Below are 17,173 nucleotides of genomic sequence, written 5' to 3'. Positions count from 1 at the left end.
GCCGGCGGCGAGCGTGGCGCCGTCCATCACGGCGGCGTCGAGCTCGTGGGTTTCTTCGTGCGTGAAGACCGCGCCGTGGCCGGCGTTGAACAGCGGGCAGTCCTCGAGCAGCTCGACCGCGAGGCAGGTGGCGTCGAGTGCCGAGGCGCCCTGCAGCAGCGCGGCCTGCGCGGTGGCCACGATGTGGCGCAGCGCCTCGTGGTAGGCCGCGGCCTGTTCGGGCGTGGTGGTGCCCGCGCTGATGGTGCCGGCGCCGCCATGGATGGCGATCACGGGCACGCGCGGGGTGGAAGCGTTGTCGTTCTGGGTGGGGCTGTTCATCGGGAGGTCTTTTTCTTCGGGGTGCTGTCTGCGGGTGGCGTGGCCTGCGGGTTCGCGCCGTTCGTGCGTGGCCCGTTGCCCCCGTGCAGCCACGGCCGCACCGCCTGCAGGATGCGGCCCGCCGACTGCACCGCGCCCGGCGCGCGCAGCGCCACCGCGCTGGTCAGCGCCTCGATCAGCGCGAGCACGCTGGTCTCGCAGTTGGGGCGGTAGCTGGTCTCGGTCTGGCAATAGAGCGCCACGTCGGCCAGCGGTGCCAGCGGCGAGCTCGGCCGGTCGGTCAGCGCGAGCACCGCGCAGCCCTGGCCGCGCGCGATCTGCGCCAGCGCGATGGTGTCGGTGAGGTAGCGCGGGAAGGTCACGCCGATGAACACGTCCTGCGGCCCCGCATGCATCAGCGTGCGCGCGGCATGGGTCACGCCGCTCACGCCCGAGAGCAGGCGCACGTCGCTGCAGCTGCTGTCCAGCCCGTGCTGCAGCAGGCCCGCGAGCCAGGCGCTGGCGCCGAAGCCGCCGATGTAGATCGAGCGCGCCTTGCCGATGCGTTCCACCGCCGCCTCGCAGGCCGCGTAGTCGAGCGACTGGCGCGTGGCGTCGATGTTGCGGCGGCTCTCCTCGAGCGCCGCGGCGAACACCTCCGACACCGTGGTCGGCCGCTCGAGGTTGCCGCGCAGCCGCTCGACCGGCGCCACCAGCGGCTCGAAGCCGCGCACCAGCTCGGCCCGGAACGCCGGGTAGCCGTCGAAGTCGAGCGCGCGGGCGAAGCGGTTGGCCGTGGCCACCGACACGCCGGCGGCCGTGGCCAGCTCGTCGATCGGCAGCGTGGCCACCTGCAGCGGATGCTCGAGCACGTAGTCGGCCACCTGCCGGTGCGAGCGGGACAGCCGCGGCAGGGCCTGCGCGATGCGCTGGGCCACGGTGGTGCCTGGAGGGTCGACGTTGGTGCTCATGGGTTTCGGAAGGGCGCCGGAACGGTGCAAATTTGAAAACTGATTTACAAATATAAGTCAGTTAAGAAAATTTTCTGTCATTTTTGGCCGAGTTTGCAAGTTGCGGGCCAGTGCCGTGGGGAGATCGGGGCGGGTGAGGGAGGGCGCCGCGCGGGTGCCTCTGGGCGAGGGCGCGCGCGGGCACGGCCGCGAGCACGGCCTTGGGGATTTCCCTAGGGTCGTGTCAGAACGCGGTCTTGGAGGCCGCCGAGGCCGCCGAAGCCTGCTGCTCGAGCGATTGCGCGAGGAAGTCGACGAAGGCCCGCACCCGCGCCGCGAGCTGGTGGCGCTGCGGATACACCGCGTAGATGTCGGCATCGGGCGTGTGGAAGGGGCGCAGCACCTGCACCAGCCGTCCGCTGCGCAGGTAGCGCGCGATGTCCCATTCGGCGCGCATCAGGATGCCGTGGCCCTCGAGCGCCCAGTTGACCGCGATCTCGCCGTCGTTGGTGGTCAGCGTGCCGCGCGTCTTCACGGCCTGCGTGCTTGCGCTCGCGCCGCGCCCGCTCGACAGCCGCCACAGGCCGTAGGCCTCCTCGCCCTGCCGGATGCCGATGCAGTTGTGGCGCGTGAGGTCGTTCGGCACCTTGGGCGTGCCGTGCTTCGCGAGGTAGGCCGGCGCCGCGCACAGCAGCCGCCGGTTGGCCGCGATGCGCCGCGCGATCACGCGCGCCTCGGGCGGCGCGCCGAAGCGCACGCAGACGTCGAACGAATCCTCGGTCAGCGGCGGCGGGTTCACCGACAGCTGCAGCTGCACCTCGACCTCGGGATGCCGGCGCACGAACTTCGAGATCAGCGGCGCCACGTGGCTGCGCCCGAAGCCCAGCGTGGCGTTGACACGCAACAGGCCCTGCGGCACAGCCTTCGACACGCCGAGCTGCTCGCCCAGGCTCTCGATGTCGGCCAGGATGCGCCGCGCCTGCGCGAGGTAGAGCTCGCCCTCGGGCGTGAGGCCCATGCGCCGCGTGGTGCGGTTGACCAGGCTCACGCCGAGCCGCGCCTCCATCTGCGCGAGGTGCCTGCTCACCGCGGCCGTGGTGATGCCGAGTTCGCGCGCCGCCGCGCTGAGGCTGCCGGCGCGCGCCAGCGCCGAGAAGAAGCCGAGGTCGGCCGGTTGGATCTCGTGGGCCATCGCGGTTTTCGCTGTTGATTTGAAGTTAACGATGGATTGACTTTAGGGGCGATCCGATCGCACGTCGAGTTCCTACAGTCGGACCCATTCCAACACTCCAGCGACGCAGCTACACCATGAAGACCTACAGGATCGCAACCATTCCCGGCGACGGCATCGGCAAGGAGGTGGTGCCGGCCGGGCGCGAGGTGCTCGAGGCGCTGGCCGCCGGCAGCGAGCGCTTCGGCTTCGAGTTCGAGGATTTCGGCTGGGGCGGCGACTACTTCCGCGCCCACGGCGAGATGATGCCGGCCGACGGCCTCGACGCGCTGCGCGACAAGGACGCGATCCTGTTCGGCTCGGCCGGCGATCCGCACATCCCCGACCACGTCACCCTGTGGGGCCTGCGCCTGAAGATCTGCCAGGGCTTCGACCAGTACGCCAACGTGCGGCCCACGCGCATCCTGCCCGGCATCGACGGCCCGCTCAAGCGCTGCGGCCCCGGCGACCTCGACTGGGTCATCGTGCGCGAGAACTCCGAAGGCGAGTACGCCGGCGTCGGCGGCCGCGTGCACCAGGGTCATGCGATCGAGGCCGCCACCGACGTCTCGATGATGACCCGCGCCGGCGTCGAGCGCATCATGCGTTTCGCCTTCTCGCTGGCCCGCTCGCGGCCGCGTCGCCAGCTCACCGTGATCACCAAGAGCAATGCCCAGCGCCATGCGATGGTGATGTGGGACGAGATCGCCGTGCAGGTGGCCAGGGAGTTCCCCGACGTGCGATGGGACAAGGAACTGGTCGACGCCGCCACCGCGCGCATGGTCAACCGGCCGGCCTCGCTCGACACCATCGTCGCGACCAACCTGCATGCCGACATCCTCAGCGACCTGGCCGCCGCGCTCGCGGGCAGCCTCGGCGTCGCGCCCACCGGCAACATCGATCCCGAGCGCCGCTTCCCCTCGATGTTCGAGCCCATCCACGGCTCGGCCTTCGACATCATGGGCCAGGGCCTGGCCAATCCGGTCGGCACCTTCTGGTCGGTCGTGATGATGCTCGAGCACCTCGGCGAGCCCGAGGCCGCCGCGCGCCTGATGCGCGCCATCGAACAGGTCACGGCCGACACCTCGCTGCACACGCGCGACCTCGGCGGCAGCGCCACCACCGCCGACGTGACCCGCGCCGTCTGCGCGCTGCTGGCCCCGCTGCCCGAGCGCCAGGCCGCCTGAGTTTTCCGCCCCCGGGGCCGGAGAGGGCGTGCGCGCACGACCGGCCATTGCCACGACAACAAAGGAGACAACCCGTGACCCAGCCCTTCGTCCGCCGCCGCGCGGCGCTGACCGCGCTCGCCGCCGCCTTCACCCTCGGCCTGACCGCCACGACCGCGGCCGCGCAGGCCTGGCCGGCCAAGCCCGTCAACCTCGTCGTTCCCTTTCCGCCCGGCGGCAGCTCCGACGTACTGGCGCGCTCATTGAGCGACAAGCTCTCGCAGAGCCTGGGCCAGCCCGTGGTGGTCGAGAGCCGCCCCGGCGCCGGCGCCACGCTCGGCGCCGACTACGTGGCCAAGGCGCGGCCCGATGGCTACACCCTGCTGATGGGCGCGGTGCACCACACCATCGCCACCAGCGTCTACCGCAAGCTGCCCTACGACTTCGAGAAGAGCTTCGCGCCCATCACCACCGTCGCGCTGGTGCCCAACGTGATGGTGGTCAACGCCAAGTCGTCCGCGCGCGATGCGCAGGCGCTGATCGCCCAGGCCAAGGCCGCGCCGGCCAGGCTTTCGTACGGCTCGAACGGCAACGGCACCGTGCAGCACCTGATCGGCACCCAGCTCTCGGCCCTGTCGGGCATCGAGCTGCTGCACGTGCCCTACAAGGGCAGCGCGCCGCTCACCACCGACCTGCTCGGCGGCCAGGTCGACATGTCCTTCGACACCCTGACCCCCGTGCTGCAGCACATCCGCGCCGGCAAGCTGCGCGCGCTGGCCGTGACCACCGCCAGGCGCTCGAGCAGCCTGCCCGATGTGCCGACCCTGGCCGAGTCGGGGGTGAAGGATTTCGACCAGGGCACCTGGTTCGGCATCCTCGCGCCGGCCGGCACGCCGAAGGAGATCGTGGAGCGGCTGAATACTGAGATGGTGAAGATCATCCAGTCGCCGGAATTCAGGAAGCGCATGGAGGAGATCGGGGCGGAGCCGGTGGGGGATACGCCGGCGCAGATGGCGGCGCAGATTCGCAGTGACACCGCGAAGTATGCGAGGTTGGTGAAGGAGGCGAGGGTGGCGATCGATTGAGGGTGTGAGGGCTTATGTGCCTGAAATTGGCATTTGAGGAAGAACCACTTCACTGGATTCGCGGCCGGCAGGCCCGATCGGGCGCAGGCGGTTCGTCCGCAGGAATGCCGCCATGGCCACGGGAGACCCTGCGATCGTCGCGATAGTGCGGAGATCTACAGCTTGCAGCCCGAACCCACCCATTCGTGAAGGTCCTCGGCCACCTCGACGAAGTCGGCGCGCGACATGCTGCCGTGGCCCACCAGATAGACGGCGGTCGGCCACCGGTCCGGAGCCACGACGATGGCGCTGCCTCCACCGTCATCGCCGATCGTCAGCCAGCCGGGGCAGTACGTCCTGGTCTCGTAGGTCTCGTTGCGTTCGAGCAGGTCGGCGGGGGCGTAGAAGTGGGCGAGGTCGCCGACGGTGGTGTCGCCGAGGCTGGAGAGCAATGCTCGCAGGGGCTGCGAGATGGCGCATCCGCTCCATTCCTCTATGGCGCGAAACGGGTCTTCGAGGTTCATCGGTTGTGTGCTTGTTCGGATGGGGCGGCGTGTGGCGCTGCGGGAAGGTCCGGCGGCAGCATCAGGTCGATGACCTGGCGGCGAGGCTCGCTCTCTGCACTGTCGAGCCAGCGCGCCAGATCGGCGCACATGGCTGCGTCGTCTGCAACCATGAACAGGATCGTCCTCTGGAGTTCCTTGTCGAGTTCAATTTCTAGCTCTGCGGGGCTCTGCTCGGGAGCTTCCTCGCGAATTCGCTTCATGTTGAACTCCTGCAAGGCGGTGGCTTGACGCTCGTTGCGTGCCTTCCATGACTGGAAGGCCTTCAGGCGTCTGCCTGCTTCTGCCGGGGCGGATGCATTGCACTGAAGAACGATGGCCTCGGTAAATTTCACCGATCTCGTCGCGTGGAGCAATGGCCACTCGATCTGTGCATGTGCAAAGCCCGACATGACCAGCAGGCAAATGAACAAATTGAATCGCTGGATCGGCATCGGATACATCTCCCCAAAAAAAGCAGATCAAGAGGTGGTGGCGAATGTGCGCTGTCGGTTGTCGGGCATCGGCCTCTTCGAGTTCGACTTCCTGGATTCGAAACTTCATCTTGTGATCGCCGCTGAGTTTGAAACGGTGGGGTTGGTTCAGCGCGACAAGTGGAGCCTGAGCCTGCGCTAGGCGGTTGCTCCCGATCGAAAACGACGGACTATCGAGGATATCGGTCGAGGATGATGTTGGACGTGGCCGGGGCGTCGTGATTATGAAAGATGACCAGCCGGACATCCCCTCGCAGCCACGCCCAGAAGGAGAGCTTTTCGTGCACCTCCGACGCATCCGGAGGACCGTACTCCTCGGCAGCTTTCGCAGCGGCATGCACGGCATCGATCCCGACGACCAGGACGCTGTCCACCTCGCCCCGCTGATCGGTGGCCAGCGAGAGTTGGTCTGCCGACGTACTGAAGACCGATCTGGATTTTTCCGGAAACCTGCAGGCAGTGCCGCTGTTCCGGGCATCCTTGCGTATGGGCACAGAAGAGTCCGGGCAAGACTTCATCTCCTGACCGATGGCAAAGCCCGCCACGGCGAATTGAGCTCTGGCTGCGATGCTGGCGAACAGCGTTGTCGAGATGACCAGGACCTTGAATGCGCCTGTGAAACGTGGCCGCGGCAGAGAGTGATTCATGCACGAAGACTAGGGAGCCTCCGCCGCTCGACCGCGAGATTTCAGGCAGGTAGCAGGTCTGGATACCCAGGAGGCTCGTGCGACGCTACTTCGCCAGTTTCGTCCGAGGCATCAGCGCCCCTTCGACACACCGTTGTCCAGGATCTCGACCACGCGCACGAAGCCTTCGCTCACGGTGGGCGCCTCGAGTAACGAGAAGACGCTGCGCATCGCTTCTTCGGGAACACGTTCATCGGCGGGACGCGAGGCATTGCGTGCCAGCGCGATCTCCAGTGGCGTGTTGATCCAGACAGCGGTGACTTCGACGTCGCAACGTCGTGCGATGTCCAGTGCCGTGCGGCCGGCAGCGCGGCGTCGAGGAAAACCGCGTTTGGCAGCGCATTCATGTTTTGGCAGACCCAGTCCGTCTTGCCGGCACCCTGCACACCCATCACGAGGCACAGCTGCGCGGCGTTGGAAGAACGCTGCCGCAGGGCTGCCTCGAGGTCTTCGTAGACGCGGTCCCATGTCGTCAACTGGCGTTCCTTCGTGAACACCCGGCCGGTGTCCGTTTGCAGATAGTGGTCAGGATTGATATGTCGCTCGTGCACGGAGGTCCTTTCGTTCGGAGCGATTCGCCGACATCGACTCGCACGCGAGCGCTTCCCGGCTGGTGGCGAGCAGTTCCGGCCTGCAAGGCAGATCCCGCGGCAGGCGCATGTCCCAGACGAGTCCTGCCCGCTGCAGCGATACCAGCACCCACCAGCCAGGATCCCATTCGCCCGCATAGAGGCCCAGCCTGGCCGATCCGGGAAAAGCGTGATGGTTGTTGTGCCAGCACTCGCCCATCGTCAGCAGCGACGCGAAGGGGATGTTGCGTCCCTGGACCGCGGCGCCCCGTACCTCGTGATGCATGTGGCCGTGGTTGTGCGCGAAGTAGCCGATCAGCCAATGGCCGAGCACGCAGGCCGCGATGCGCGCGCACACGCCCCAGAAGACGAAGGCCCAGCCGCCAATGGCGTAGAGCAGCAGCGCGAGGGGAAGCTGTTGCAGCATCCATGTGCGCTCGAGGAAGCGATGGACGCGATCCGCCGCGATGCGCGGTTCCAGCACGATATTCGGCGCATCGTCGAGCACGAGATCGCAATGGAGTTGCCACCATGCGTCCCGCCAGAAGCCACGGCCGTGCCGGAGGTAGTCGTGGCAGTCGCGCAGCCGTTGCGCATAGTCGCGGAGTTCGTGTTGCCGAAGCAGTCCGATCGGCCCCGCGAGCCCGACTTGCACGCCGCAATAGACCAAGGCGTATTCGAGCCACTTGGGACACTGAAAGCTGTCGTGGATGAGCTTCCGGTGGCTTCCGAGCGAGTGGCCGAACAGCAGCACGAAGGCTGTCGTGAACAGGAAGACGCCGAATGCAGCCCACGAGAGGGTCAACGCGCCGCCGACGATCCCTGCCAGTGCCATCGTGGTGAACCACAGCGACTTGCGGACCGAATACTGGACCCTGCCTTGCAACAGCTGCACGGCGTGGTCGGTCCGAACGCGGTGATCCGCGATGGCAGGACGCGCATGGCGGCCGGTTGCTTCCATGAAGCGCGAAGGCGTGTCGTCTGTCATGCGGGCCTCTCTGCCAGTGCAAGCGTCAAGCATCGATGCTCGGCGGCTGACCGACTGTAGCCGCTCAAGTCGTCATGGCAGGCGGGCCGTGCCCGTGCCTTTCAATCGTCCTCGCGTCCGAATGCCAGCGACAGCGCAATCCCCAGCGCAAGCCCGATCCCGATCCCCACGCCGATGTCATCGATCCATGCGCCGATGCCCACGCCGGCCGCCAGTCCGGCGCCCACTCCGATTCCTTGGTTGGCTTTCATCGGTCCAGTCTAGGTTGGCATGCGGAGAAGAGGTTCTACAGCGTGTAAGAACTGTGCGAGGCCGGCCGGCGGCCCGGCGCTATCGCGCCAGTATCCAGCCCGCGATCCGCGGCACGACCTCGCCATCGAGTCCGTTGAACCCGTGGTAGGCCATCGCCTCGCAAGGATCGCCCCGGTTCTCGCCGCCCTGGAAGCTCAGCACTTCCTTGCGCGGCGCGTTCTCGAGCTTCGCCATCAGCGCGGGCACGCCGGCGAAGGCACAGTGCCTGCAGCCGTCCTGCTCGTGATGCACCACGAGCACGGGCACGCGGATCTTCGCCAGCGGCATGGCGGGAACGGGGCGGCCGCCGTCGTCGGTGAGGATGGTGGAGCTCAGCACCACGCCGTCCGGGCCGTCGGCGCCCGAGAGTTCGGTCGCGACATAGGCCGCCGATTGCGTGCCGCGGCTGGTGCCCACGAGCCATACCGGCACCTTCGACTGCGCGCGCATCCAGGCGATGACGGCCTGGAGATCGGCCGCATGCTCGGGCTTCTGGCGAAAGCCGGCGAGGTAGGGCGGGCTCTGCCGATCGGACGGTGCGTCGATGACGGCCACCAGCAGCCCCTGGTCGGCGAACAGCTGCCGCGTGCGGACGAGGAAGTTGCCGGCACCCCATTGGAGCGATCCGTTGGCAAAGATCCGAAGCCCGCCATGTCCGCCCGCGATCAGGATCACGGCGGCCTTCGGCGTGGGCGGCGTCAGCACGAGCATGCGCTGCGTCACGCCGGGGCGGGTGGGGATGTCCACCACCTGCTGCGTGACCTGGGCCTGCACGGGTGAGAAGCACGCGATCCACAGGGCCGCGATCCAAAGTCCCGCAAGCTGGCGCATCGACGATCTCCTGGAGAAAGGGCGGTAGATGCTACCGCCGAGTCGCCAGGCCCAGCCATTCGCGTTGCGCTGCCAGCACTTCATCCGCCGTACGGCCCATCAGTTCTGCATAGACCGAAGGCGCGGTCGCCCCCTCGGTGCTGATCAAGAGCACCTTCGACGAAGCATCGAGCCCGGCCTGCGCCTTCGCCGTCTCGGACCGCGCGAGCTGCAGCAACGCGGCCGCGCCCGCGGCGCCCGATTCCCCGCTCACCACCGGCACGTCGCGCGCCGATCCCTCGGCCAGCCGCCGCATTGCATCCACGGCCTCTTCATCCTCCAGCGTGAGGAAGACATCGACCGAGGGCTCGAGAAAGCGCCAGGCCAGGGTCGAGGTCTCGCCGCAGGCCAGGCCGGCCATCACCGAATCGACGCTGCCGGTGGCCACGGCCGGCCGGCCCTCGATGGCGCTGCGCATGAGGCAGTCGGCCTGGCGCGGTTCGGCGATGACGAGCACGGGACGGCGTTCGCCGAAGCGTTCCCAGAGGTAGCTCGCCACGCCGGCCGCGAGGCCGCCGACGCCGCCTTGCAGGATGACGTGGGTGAAGGGGCAGGCACCGTCGGGCGCGGCGGGACGCTGTTCGAGCGCCTCGTCGACCATCGTGCCGTAGCCCTGCATCACGTCGCGCGGCACGTCCTCGTAGCCGGGGTACGCGGTATCGGAAACCACCTGCCAGCCATGCCGCTCGGCGAGCTGCGCGGCATGCGCGACCGAGGCGTCGTAGTTGCCCTCGATGCGCACGATCTCGGCGCCGAAGTCGGCAATGGCACGCTCGCGCTCGGCGCTCACGTGCCGGTGCAGCACGATCACGCAACGCACGCCCACGCTGCGCGCCGCGGCGGCGAGTGCGCGGCCGTGGTTGCCGTCGGTGGCGCTGATGACGACGAGGTCCTTCAAGGCATTCGCGTGTTCTCCGCGCAGCACTGCGTCGGCGTTCCAGTCCGGATGGCGCCGCAGCACCAGCCGCACCAGCGCGGCCGGCGCGCCGAGTGCCTTGAAGCTGCCGAGCGGCGAGCGCAGCGACTCGTCCTTGAGGAACACTTCGGCGATGCCGCAGGCCTGCGCCAGGTCGCTCAGGCGGCGCAGCGGCGTCGGCTCGGGCGCGAGCAGCGACCAGCGCGAGAGCCACGAGCGCGTGGCGCGTGCTTCGTCGATGTTGAGGATGCGGTGCAGCGCCTCGGGGTAGGGCGCGCGCACGGCGCGGGCATTGCGGACCAGCATGTCTGGTGTCTTTCGGAAGAAGAGAAGGGATTCAGCGCGGCAGCCGCAGCCGCACCAGTTCCGCGAAGTAGCGTGCGCCGATCTCGAGCACCGCGTCGTTGAAGTCGTAGCCCGCGTTGTGCAGCGGCGTGCCGCCGGGCTGGCCGTCGGCACCGTTGCCGAGGAACACGAAGGCGCCGGGTACGACGCGCAGAAAGGCACCGAAGTCCTCCGAGGCCATCATCGGCACGGTGTTGGCGTCCACGCGCCCGGCGCCGAGCACCGCGGTCGCGGCGGCCACGGCGTGCGGCACGCATTCGGGCCAGTTCACCGTGGGCTCGAACTCGTGCGTGTACGAGAACGCGCACTCGGCGCCGTGCAGCCGGCAGATGCCCTCGCTGATCTCGCGCATGCGCCGCTCCAGCGTGGCCTGTACGGCGGGGTCGTAGCTGCGGGTGTCGCCCTTGATGACGACGTTCGAGGGGATCGCGTTGCGGATGCCGTCGGTGATGAACTCGGTGCACGACACCACGGCCTGCGCGCCCGGATCGAGGCTGCGCGAGACGATGGTCTGCAGCGCGAGCACGATCTCGGCGCCGATCACGATCGGGTCGATGCCCATGTGCGGCCGCGCCGCATGGGTGCCGCGGCCGCGCACGTGGATCGTGAAGTTGTCTTCGCTGGCCATGATGCCGCCCGCGCAGGTGGCGATGGTGCCGGCCGCGAGGCCCGGCATGTTGTGCAGGCCGTAGATCTCGTCGACCGGGAAGCGCTCGAACAGGCCGTCGGCCATCATCGCCTTGGCGCCGCGGCCGTGTTCCTCGGCGGGCTGGAAGATGAAGCGCACGGTGCCGTCGAAGTCCTGGCGCTCGCGCAGCAGCCGCGCCGCACCGAGCACGATCGACATGTGGCCGTCGTGGCCGCAGGCGTGCATCTTGCCCGGCGTGGCCGAGGCATGGGCGCGGCCCGGCGCCGATTCGGCGATGTCGAGCGCATCCATCTCGGCGCGGATGCCGATCGTGCCGCGGCCTTCGCCCACGCGCAGGTTCGCCACCAGCCCGGTGCCGCCGATGCCCTCGTGCACCTCGAGGCCCAGCGCGCGCAGCGTGCGCGCGACGAAGGCCGAGGTGCGGTGCTCGGCGAAGCCGGTCTCGGGAATGGTGTGCAGGTAGCGGCGCCAGCCCGAGAGTTCGGCATCGAGCGGCGCGTCGGAGGCGAGGGTGGCGGTGGTCATGGGCAACAATGCTATGTCGCCGACCCCTGAATTTGCGCGCATTGAAGGGGCTGTCGGCGCAATTTCATTCCACCCGCCACGCCCGCCGGTCCCGCCCATGCCCACGCCCCTCGATGCCTACGACCTCAAGCTGCTGGCGCTGGTGCAGCAGGACGCGCGCCTGCCGCAGGGCGAGCTGGGCCAGCAGGTGCATCTCTCGGCCGCGGCGGTCAACCGGCGCCTGAAGCGCATGGCCGACGAGGGCGTGATCGAGCGCCATGCGGCGATCGTCAATCCCGACGCGGTGGGCTGCGAGCTCACGGTGATCGTCGAGGTCGAGGTGGAGAGCGAGCGCGTCGACCTGCTCGATGCGATGAAGCGCAGCTTCCAGGCCTGCCCGCAGGTGCAGCAGTGCTACTACGTGGCGGGCGAGTGCGACTTCGTGCTGATCTTCGCGGTGCGCAGCATGGCCGACTACACGCGGCTCACGCGCGAACTGTTCTTCGAGAACAACAACGTGAAGCGCTTCAAGACGCTGGTGGCCATGAGCCGGGTGAAGGTGGGGCTGACGGTGCCGGTGGACGAGGCCCTGAAGGAGATCGCCCCTTGAGCTCGCGCGACACCGCGCTCGGCGGCCGCATCCTCAAGGTCGACCATGCGGGCGAGCAGGGCGCGGTGAACATCTACCGCGCGCAGATCCTGGCCGCGCGCCTCACCGCGCCGGCGCTGGTGCCGCAGCTGTGCGAATTCAAGTCGCACGAGGAGCGGCACCGCGCCGTCTTCGCCACCGAGTTGCAACGGCGCGGCGTGCGCCGCTGCCGCAGCTACTGGCTGTGCGGGCTCGGCGGCTGGGTGCTGGGCCTGGTCACCGGGCTGCTCGGCCGCCACGCGATCGCGGCCACCACCGTGGCGGTGGAGCGCGTGGTGCTGCGTCATCTCGAAGCCCAGTTGCGCGAGCTGGTGGGCCAGGACGAGGCGGCGGTGGCGGCCATCGCGCAGATCGTCGACGAGGAGCGGCAGCACCACGACCAGTCGGCCGCGCACCTCGAGCCCGGCCGCTTCTGGTCGCGGCTGCTGAGCCCGGTCGTCGCGGCCTCGACCGAATCGGTGATCTGGCTCGGCATGCGGCTGTAGACGCCATCGCGCCGTCGCGAGGCGTGTGGACATGGCGCCACAGCCTGGCCGATCCGACCGGCGAGGTTGACGTTGCCCGGTCGCCGGCGCAGCATCCCGCCCCGGCACGACGTGTGCCGGGGTCGAAGAGGAACCACATGAGACAAGAAAAATGGCGCCGCGCACTCGCGGCCGTGTGCGGTTGCGTGCTCGTCGCGGCGATGGCCGCCTGCGGTGGCGGTGGCGGTGGCGGCGGTGGAGGCGGTGGCCTCCCGATCCTGCCGCCGGGCCCGGCCCCCGAGCAGCCCGCGCCGCCGCCGCCGTCCACCAGCGGCCGCGTGGTCAGCGAGACCGTCAGCGCCAAGGCCTATGGCGTGGACTACCGCATCGACATCTACATCCCGGCCGGCTACGACGCCAGCACCGATGCCTATGCCACCATCTATGCGCTCGACGGCGATGCCACCAACGGCCTGCCCGACACGCGCTTCACGAACCTCAAGAACATCCTGCAACGGCGTGGCACCAAGGCCATCCTGGTGGGCATCGGCGGCAGCGCGCGGCGGCAGGAGGACTACAACTTTCCGGGCGCCACCGGCTACCACGGCTTCCTCGTGAAGGAGCTGGTTCCCTACCTCGAATCGAAGTACCGCATGGACCCGAAGCGGCGCATGCTCTCGGGCCTGTCGACCAGCGGCAACCTGGCCGCGACCGCGATGTTCCTCGAGGCGCCCGACCAGTTGGTGTTCTCGTACTTCCTGTCGACCGAGGCCGCCTTCTGGCAGCAGAAGGACCTCAACTACGACCTCGAGCAGAAGATGTTCACCGCGCTGGCCGGCAAGTCGCTGCCCGCGACCATGGTGCTGGCGCGCTGCGACGCCAACTGCAACGGGCCGCTGGTGAAGGAGATGTACGACCGGCTCGCGGCCCGCAACTACAAGGACTTCAAGCTGACGCAGACGGTGTTCAACTCGACCCACGTCGGTTCGGACGTGCTGGCCTTCGAGGACGCGATCTCGAAGCTGCTGCCCTAGAAGCCCGACTGCCGGCCGGGGTTCAGTCCCGCGGCCAACAATGGCGGCCATCCGCGGGCCGCCGGCCCGCACCACCTGGCCCGCGGGCCGAAGGAGCAGCATCTTGGAATACCGTCATCTGGGCCGATCGGGCCTCAAGGTCCCCGTCCTGAGCTTCGGCACCGGCACCTTCGGGGGCAAGGGCGAATTCTTCCAGGCCTGGGGCAGCACCGACGTGGCCGAGGCCCGCAAGCTGATCGACATCTGCCTCGACGCGGGCGTCAACATGTTCGACAGCGCCGACATCTATTCGGGCGGCGCGGCCGAGTCGGTGCTCGGCGAAGCCATCAAGGGCCGGCCGCGCGACAAGCTGCTGATCTCGACCAAGGCCACCTTCCGCAGCGGCGAGGGCGCCAACGAGGTCGGCTCCTCGCGCTACCACCTGGTCGCCGCGGTCGACGCCGCGCTCCAGCGCCTGGGCACCGACTACATCGACCTGTTCCAGCTGCACGGTTTCGATGCCGCCACGCCGGTGGAAGAGACGCTCTCGACGCTCGATGACCTGGTGCGCGCCGGCAAGCTGCGCTACGTGGGCGCTTCCAACTTCTCGGGCTGGCACCTGATGAAGTCGCTGGGCGTGGCCGATCGTTACGGCTATCCGCGCTACGTGGCGCACCAGGCCTACTACTCGCTGGTGGGCCGCGACTACGAATGGGAGCTGATGCCGCTGGCGCAGGACCAGGGCGTCGGCGCGGTGGTGTGGAGCCCGCTGGGCTGGGGCCGCCTCACGGGCAAGATCCGCCGCGGCCAGCCGTTGCCGGCCAACAGTCGCCTGCACGTGACGGCCGACATGGGCCCGCCGGTGCCCGACGAGCTGCTCTATCGCGTCGTCGATGCGCTCGAGAAGATCGCCGGCGATACCGGCAAGACGGTGCCGCAGGTGGCGTTGAACTGGCTGCTGCAGCGCCCGACGGTGTCGAGCGTGGTGATCGGCGCGCGCGACGAGCAGCAGCTGCGCCAGAACCTCGGCGCGGTGGGTTGGAACCTCACGAAGGAGCAGGTGGCCGAGCTCGACGTGGCGAGCACGACGACGCTGGCCTATCCGTACTGGCACCAGCGCGGCTTCGCCGAGCGCAACCCGGCGCCGGTCTGATCGGGCTCAGCCCTTCTCGGGCGTCAGGCTGAGCACCCAGCGCTTGAAGTGCTCGAGCGCCCCCGAGGCCGGCCGGCCCTCGGGATAGGCGAAGTAGTAGCCCTGGCTCACGTCGAGGCTGCGGTCGATCGGGATCACGAGCTCGCCGGTGCGCAGCTCGTGCTGGATCAACAGGCGCGGCGCCAGGCCCACGCCCATGCCGGCCGCGGTGGCGGCCGTCACCATGGTGAAGAGCTCGTAGCGCGGCCCGCGCGAGGCATGCACCGTGTAGTCCCAGCCCTGCTGCGCATACCAGTCGCGCCAGGCATGGGCGCGTGTGCTCAGGTGCACGTGGCGGCAGCGCGCGAACGCGGCCTCGTCCCAGGGGCCGTTGGTATCGCGGAACGCCGGGCTGCACACCGGCACCATCTCGCCCTCGGAGAAGATGCGCCCGCCGCGCGTGTCGGGCCAGAACTGGTCGCCGAAGTAGATCGCGGCGTCGTAGGCGTTCTCCTGGAACGAGAAGGGCTGCGAGCGCGCCGACAGGTTGACCGTGATGTTGGGATGCAGCCGGCTGAAATCGGGCAGGCGCGGAATCAGCCACTGGGTCGCGAAGGTGGGCACCACCGCCACCTCGAGCACGAAGCCCATGTCGTGGCCGGCGGCGATCTCCAGCGTGTCGCGCCGGATCTGGTCGAGATGGCGGCGGATGCGCGCCGCGTACTCGCGGCCCACGTCGGTCAGGGTGAGCCGGCGCCGCACGCGCGAGAACAGCGCCACGCCGAGCCGCTGCTCGAGCATCGCCACCTGGCGGCCGACCGCGCTCTGCGTGAGCGCCAGTTCGCTCGCGGCGCGCGTGAAGCTGCCCAGCCGCGCCGAGGCCTCGAAGGCCTGCAGCGCGCCGAGGTTGGGTATGTCTTTTCTCATCTCGCCTGCTTGTCCTGGTGGGCCGATTCTGACGCGGCCCGCTTTCCGTCAACCAAAGCATTCATCGCGTCGCCGATCCGGGGAGCTTCCTTCCGGGACCGCACAACGTCGTGCGCATTGAGCGTTTGTTGCGCCCGCCAGCGCGACTCTATTCTGCGTTCGGGCCTCCAGCGCGGCCCGCACGCACAAACACAAGGAGACTTTCGATGACCGCTTCGCGCATATCGCCGCGGCGCCATGCCGCCGCCTCGGCCTGCTTGCTGACCGGCGTCCTGGCCGGCGCCCTGGCGCTGCCGGCCTGGGCCCAGTCCGAGCAGACGGTGCTGATCGGCCATGCCGGCCCGCTCACGGGCGGCGCCGCCCACTGGGGCAAGGACAACGACAACGGCGCGCGGCTCGCGGTGGAGGACCTCAACAGGCAGAGCCTGCTGATCGGCGGCAAGCGGATCAAGTTCGTGCTGCAGTCCGAGGACGACCAGGCCGATCCCAAGCAGGCCATGGTGGTCGCCAACAAGCTGGCCGACATGGGCGTGAAGGGCATCCTCGGCCACTTCAATTCGGGCGCCGCGATTCCCGCCTCGGCCGTCTACAGCCGCGCCGGCCTGCCCGACGTGTCGACCGCCACCAACCCGAGCTTCACGAAGCAGGGCTACGACAACGTGTTCCGCATCCTCGCGAGCGACGACGACGTGGGCATGGCGATCGCGAACTACACGGTGAAGGAGCTCAAGGCCACGAAGATCGCCGTGATCGACGACCGCACCGCCTACGGGCAGGGCGCGGCCGAGGTGTTCGCGCGCGGCGTCAAGGCGCTGGGCGGCACCATCGTCGCGCAGGAGTACGGCAGCGACAAGGCGACCGACTTCATGGCGATCCTCACCAGCATCAAGGCGAAGCAGCCCGAGGTCGTGTTCTACGGCGGCATGGACGCGCAGGGCGGGTTGATCGCGCGGCAGATGAAGCAGCTCGGCATCACGGCCAAGCTGCTGGGTACCGACGGGCTGTGCACCAACGAGGTCGCCAGGATCAGCGGCGGCGCGGTCGACGGGCTGCTCTACTGCACGCGCGGCGGCAAGGAGGTCGAGAAGACCACCAGGGGCGCCGAGTTCGAGCAGCGCTACAAGGCGCGCTTCGGCGTCGACGTGCTGACCTATGCCCCCTATCTCTACGACGCGATGATGGCACTGGCCGCCGGCATGCGCGAGGCCAACTCGGTCGAGCCCGCGGCCTACCTGCCGGCGATGCGCAAGGTGAAGTTCGACGGCGTGACCGGCGCCATCGCCTTCGATGCCAAGGGCAACCTGCAGAAACCCGACTTCACCGTCTTCACCTACAAGGACGGCAAGCGCGTGCGCGTCGCCGGTTCCTGAGGCGGCCCCCGTGCGCACGCTCGATGCGGCCGAGACGGACGCGGCCTTGCCCTGGGGACCGCTGGTCGAGGCCA

The 17,173-nt window shown here is 68.8% G+C and carries 21 protein-coding genes; 8 read left to right on the top strand and 13 right to left on the bottom strand.

What is annotated here, in order from left to right; translation table 11 throughout:
- From AC27VN_RS12700 to AC27VN_RS12690, 3 genes are all read right to left on the bottom strand, one after another.
- The coding region (locus AC27VN_RS12700; RefSeq protein WP_490876770.1) for an isoaspartyl peptidase/L-asparaginase at window positions 1-321 on the bottom strand (321 nt) is incomplete at its 3' end.
- On the bottom strand, window positions 318-1,271 hold the full coding sequence (locus AC27VN_RS12695) for a MurR/RpiR family transcriptional regulator (RefSeq protein ID WP_490876769.1): 954 nt from the start codon (window positions 1,269-1,271) through the stop codon (window positions 318-320). The genes AC27VN_RS12700 and AC27VN_RS12695, both read right to left, overlap by 4 nt.
- A 223-nt stretch (window positions 1,272-1,494) precedes the next feature.
- Window positions 1,495-2,442 (bottom strand): LysR family transcriptional regulator, encoded by a 948-nt coding sequence (locus tag AC27VN_RS12690; RefSeq protein ID WP_093341465.1) that lies wholly within the window; start codon window positions 2,440-2,442, stop codon window positions 1,495-1,497.
- A 116-nt stretch (window positions 2,443-2,558) separates the two neighbouring features.
- Here AC27VN_RS12690 and AC27VN_RS12685 point away from each other — a divergent pair, with 116 nt between their 5' ends.
- Both AC27VN_RS12685 and AC27VN_RS12680 read left to right on the top strand, forming a co-directional pair.
- Window positions 2,559-3,647 (top strand): tartrate dehydrogenase, encoded by a 1,089-nt coding sequence (locus AC27VN_RS12685; protein WP_490876768.1) that lies wholly within the window; start codon window positions 2,559-2,561, stop codon window positions 3,645-3,647.
- A 74-nt stretch (window positions 3,648-3,721) separates the two neighbouring features.
- On the top strand, window positions 3,722-4,711 hold the full coding sequence (locus AC27VN_RS12680) for a tripartite tricarboxylate transporter substrate binding protein (protein ID WP_490876767.1): 990 nt from the start codon (window positions 3,722-3,724) through the stop codon (window positions 4,709-4,711).
- A 155-nt stretch (window positions 4,712-4,866) separates the two neighbouring features.
- Here AC27VN_RS12680 and AC27VN_RS12675 read toward each other — a convergent pair whose 3' ends face one another.
- Window positions 4,867-5,214, bottom strand: coding sequence for a hypothetical protein (locus AC27VN_RS12675; protein ID WP_490876766.1), 348 nt, complete (start codon window positions 5,212-5,214; stop codon window positions 4,867-4,869).
- Entirely contained in the window at window positions 5,211-5,687 is a 477-nt protein-coding gene (locus AC27VN_RS12670) for a hypothetical protein (RefSeq protein ID WP_490876765.1), read from the bottom strand. The genes AC27VN_RS12675 and AC27VN_RS12670 overlap by 4 nt, the downstream gene beginning before the upstream one ends.
- Between AC27VN_RS12670 and AC27VN_RS12665 the strand changes: the two genes are divergently transcribed.
- Window positions 5,668-5,868: a hypothetical protein gene (locus tag AC27VN_RS12665; protein WP_490876764.1), complete on the top strand. Its 201-nt coding sequence runs from the start codon at window positions 5,668-5,670 to the stop codon at window positions 5,866-5,868. The genes AC27VN_RS12670 and AC27VN_RS12665 overlap by 20 nt on opposite strands.
- A 28-nt stretch (window positions 5,869-5,896) precedes the next feature.
- On the opposite strand, the gene AC27VN_RS12660 is transcribed toward AC27VN_RS12665, so the two are convergent.
- From AC27VN_RS12660 to AC27VN_RS12630, 7 genes are all read right to left on the bottom strand, one after another.
- Window positions 5,897-6,373 carry a hypothetical protein gene (locus AC27VN_RS12660; RefSeq protein WP_490876763.1) on the bottom strand — a complete coding sequence of 159 codons (477 nt, stop codon included), beginning with the start codon at window positions 6,371-6,373 and terminating at the stop codon, window positions 5,897-5,899.
- A 170-nt stretch (window positions 6,374-6,543) separates the two neighbouring features.
- Window positions 6,544-6,963: a hypothetical protein gene (locus tag AC27VN_RS12655; RefSeq protein ID WP_490876762.1), complete on the bottom strand. Its 420-nt coding sequence runs from the start codon at window positions 6,961-6,963 to the stop codon at window positions 6,544-6,546.
- Window positions 6,938-7,969, bottom strand: coding sequence for an acyl-CoA desaturase (locus AC27VN_RS12650; RefSeq protein ID WP_490876761.1), 1,032 nt, complete (start codon window positions 7,967-7,969; stop codon window positions 6,938-6,940). The genes AC27VN_RS12655 and AC27VN_RS12650 overlap by 26 nt, the downstream gene beginning before the upstream one ends.
- 101 nt (window positions 7,970-8,070) lie before the next feature.
- On the bottom strand, window positions 8,071-8,220 hold the full coding sequence (locus AC27VN_RS12645) for a hypothetical protein (protein WP_490876760.1): 150 nt from the start codon (window positions 8,218-8,220) through the stop codon (window positions 8,071-8,073).
- Window positions 8,221-8,299: 79 nt separating this feature from the next.
- Entirely contained in the window at window positions 8,300-9,091 is a 792-nt protein-coding gene (locus AC27VN_RS12640) for an alpha/beta hydrolase (RefSeq protein WP_490876759.1), read from the bottom strand.
- A 31-nt stretch (window positions 9,092-9,122) separates the two neighbouring features.
- Entirely contained in the window at window positions 9,123-10,352 is a 1,230-nt protein-coding gene (locus AC27VN_RS12635; protein WP_490876758.1) for a diaminopropionate ammonia-lyase, read from the bottom strand.
- A 31-nt stretch (window positions 10,353-10,383) separates the two neighbouring features.
- Entirely contained in the window at window positions 10,384-11,565 is a 1,182-nt protein-coding gene (locus AC27VN_RS12630) for a M20 aminoacylase family protein (RefSeq protein WP_490876757.1), read from the bottom strand.
- Between the two features lie 97 nt (window positions 11,566-11,662).
- Between AC27VN_RS12630 and AC27VN_RS12625 the strand changes: the two genes are divergently transcribed.
- The 4 genes from AC27VN_RS12625 (at window position 11,663) to AC27VN_RS12610 (ending at window position 14,823) form a co-directional block, all read left to right on the top strand.
- Window positions 11,663-12,154 carry an Lrp/AsnC family transcriptional regulator gene (locus AC27VN_RS12625; protein ID WP_093341484.1) on the top strand — a complete coding sequence of 164 codons (492 nt, stop codon included), beginning with the start codon at window positions 11,663-11,665 and terminating at the stop codon, window positions 12,152-12,154.
- Entirely contained in the window at window positions 12,151-12,678 is a 528-nt protein-coding gene (locus AC27VN_RS12620) for a demethoxyubiquinone hydroxylase family protein (RefSeq protein WP_490876756.1), read from the top strand. Before AC27VN_RS12625 ends, AC27VN_RS12620 begins: the two co-directional genes overlap by 4 nt.
- A gap of 137 nt (window positions 12,679-12,815) precedes the next feature.
- On the top strand, window positions 12,816-13,691 hold the full coding sequence (locus AC27VN_RS12615; RefSeq protein WP_490876755.1) for an alpha/beta hydrolase: 876 nt from the start codon (window positions 12,816-12,818) through the stop codon (window positions 13,689-13,691).
- Between the two features lie 103 nt (window positions 13,692-13,794).
- Complete coding sequence (locus AC27VN_RS12610) at window positions 13,795-14,823, top strand: aldo/keto reductase (RefSeq protein ID WP_490876754.1); 1,029 nt, start codon at window positions 13,795-13,797, stop codon at window positions 14,821-14,823.
- Window positions 14,824-14,829: 6 nt separating this feature from the next.
- Here AC27VN_RS12610 and AC27VN_RS12605 read toward each other — a convergent pair whose 3' ends face one another.
- The gene (locus tag AC27VN_RS12605; protein ID WP_490876753.1) at window positions 14,830-15,729 is read right to left on the bottom strand and encodes a LysR substrate-binding domain-containing protein; all 900 of its coding nucleotides are present in this window, start codon (window positions 15,727-15,729) and stop codon (window positions 14,830-14,832) included.
- Between the two features lie 206 nt (window positions 15,730-15,935).
- Between AC27VN_RS12605 and AC27VN_RS12600 the strand changes: the two genes are divergently transcribed.
- Window positions 15,936-17,099, top strand: coding sequence for a branched-chain amino acid ABC transporter substrate-binding protein (locus tag AC27VN_RS12600; RefSeq protein WP_490876752.1), 1,164 nt, complete (start codon window positions 15,936-15,938; stop codon window positions 17,097-17,099).
- The last annotated feature ends 74 nt before the right edge of the window (window positions 17,100-17,173 follow it).

Source organism: Variovorax sp. 20P10.2.4, assembly GCF_058244205.1.
The sequence above is the reverse complement of the archived record's forward strand: the minus strand, read 5'-3'. Positions and strand labels throughout refer to the sequence as shown.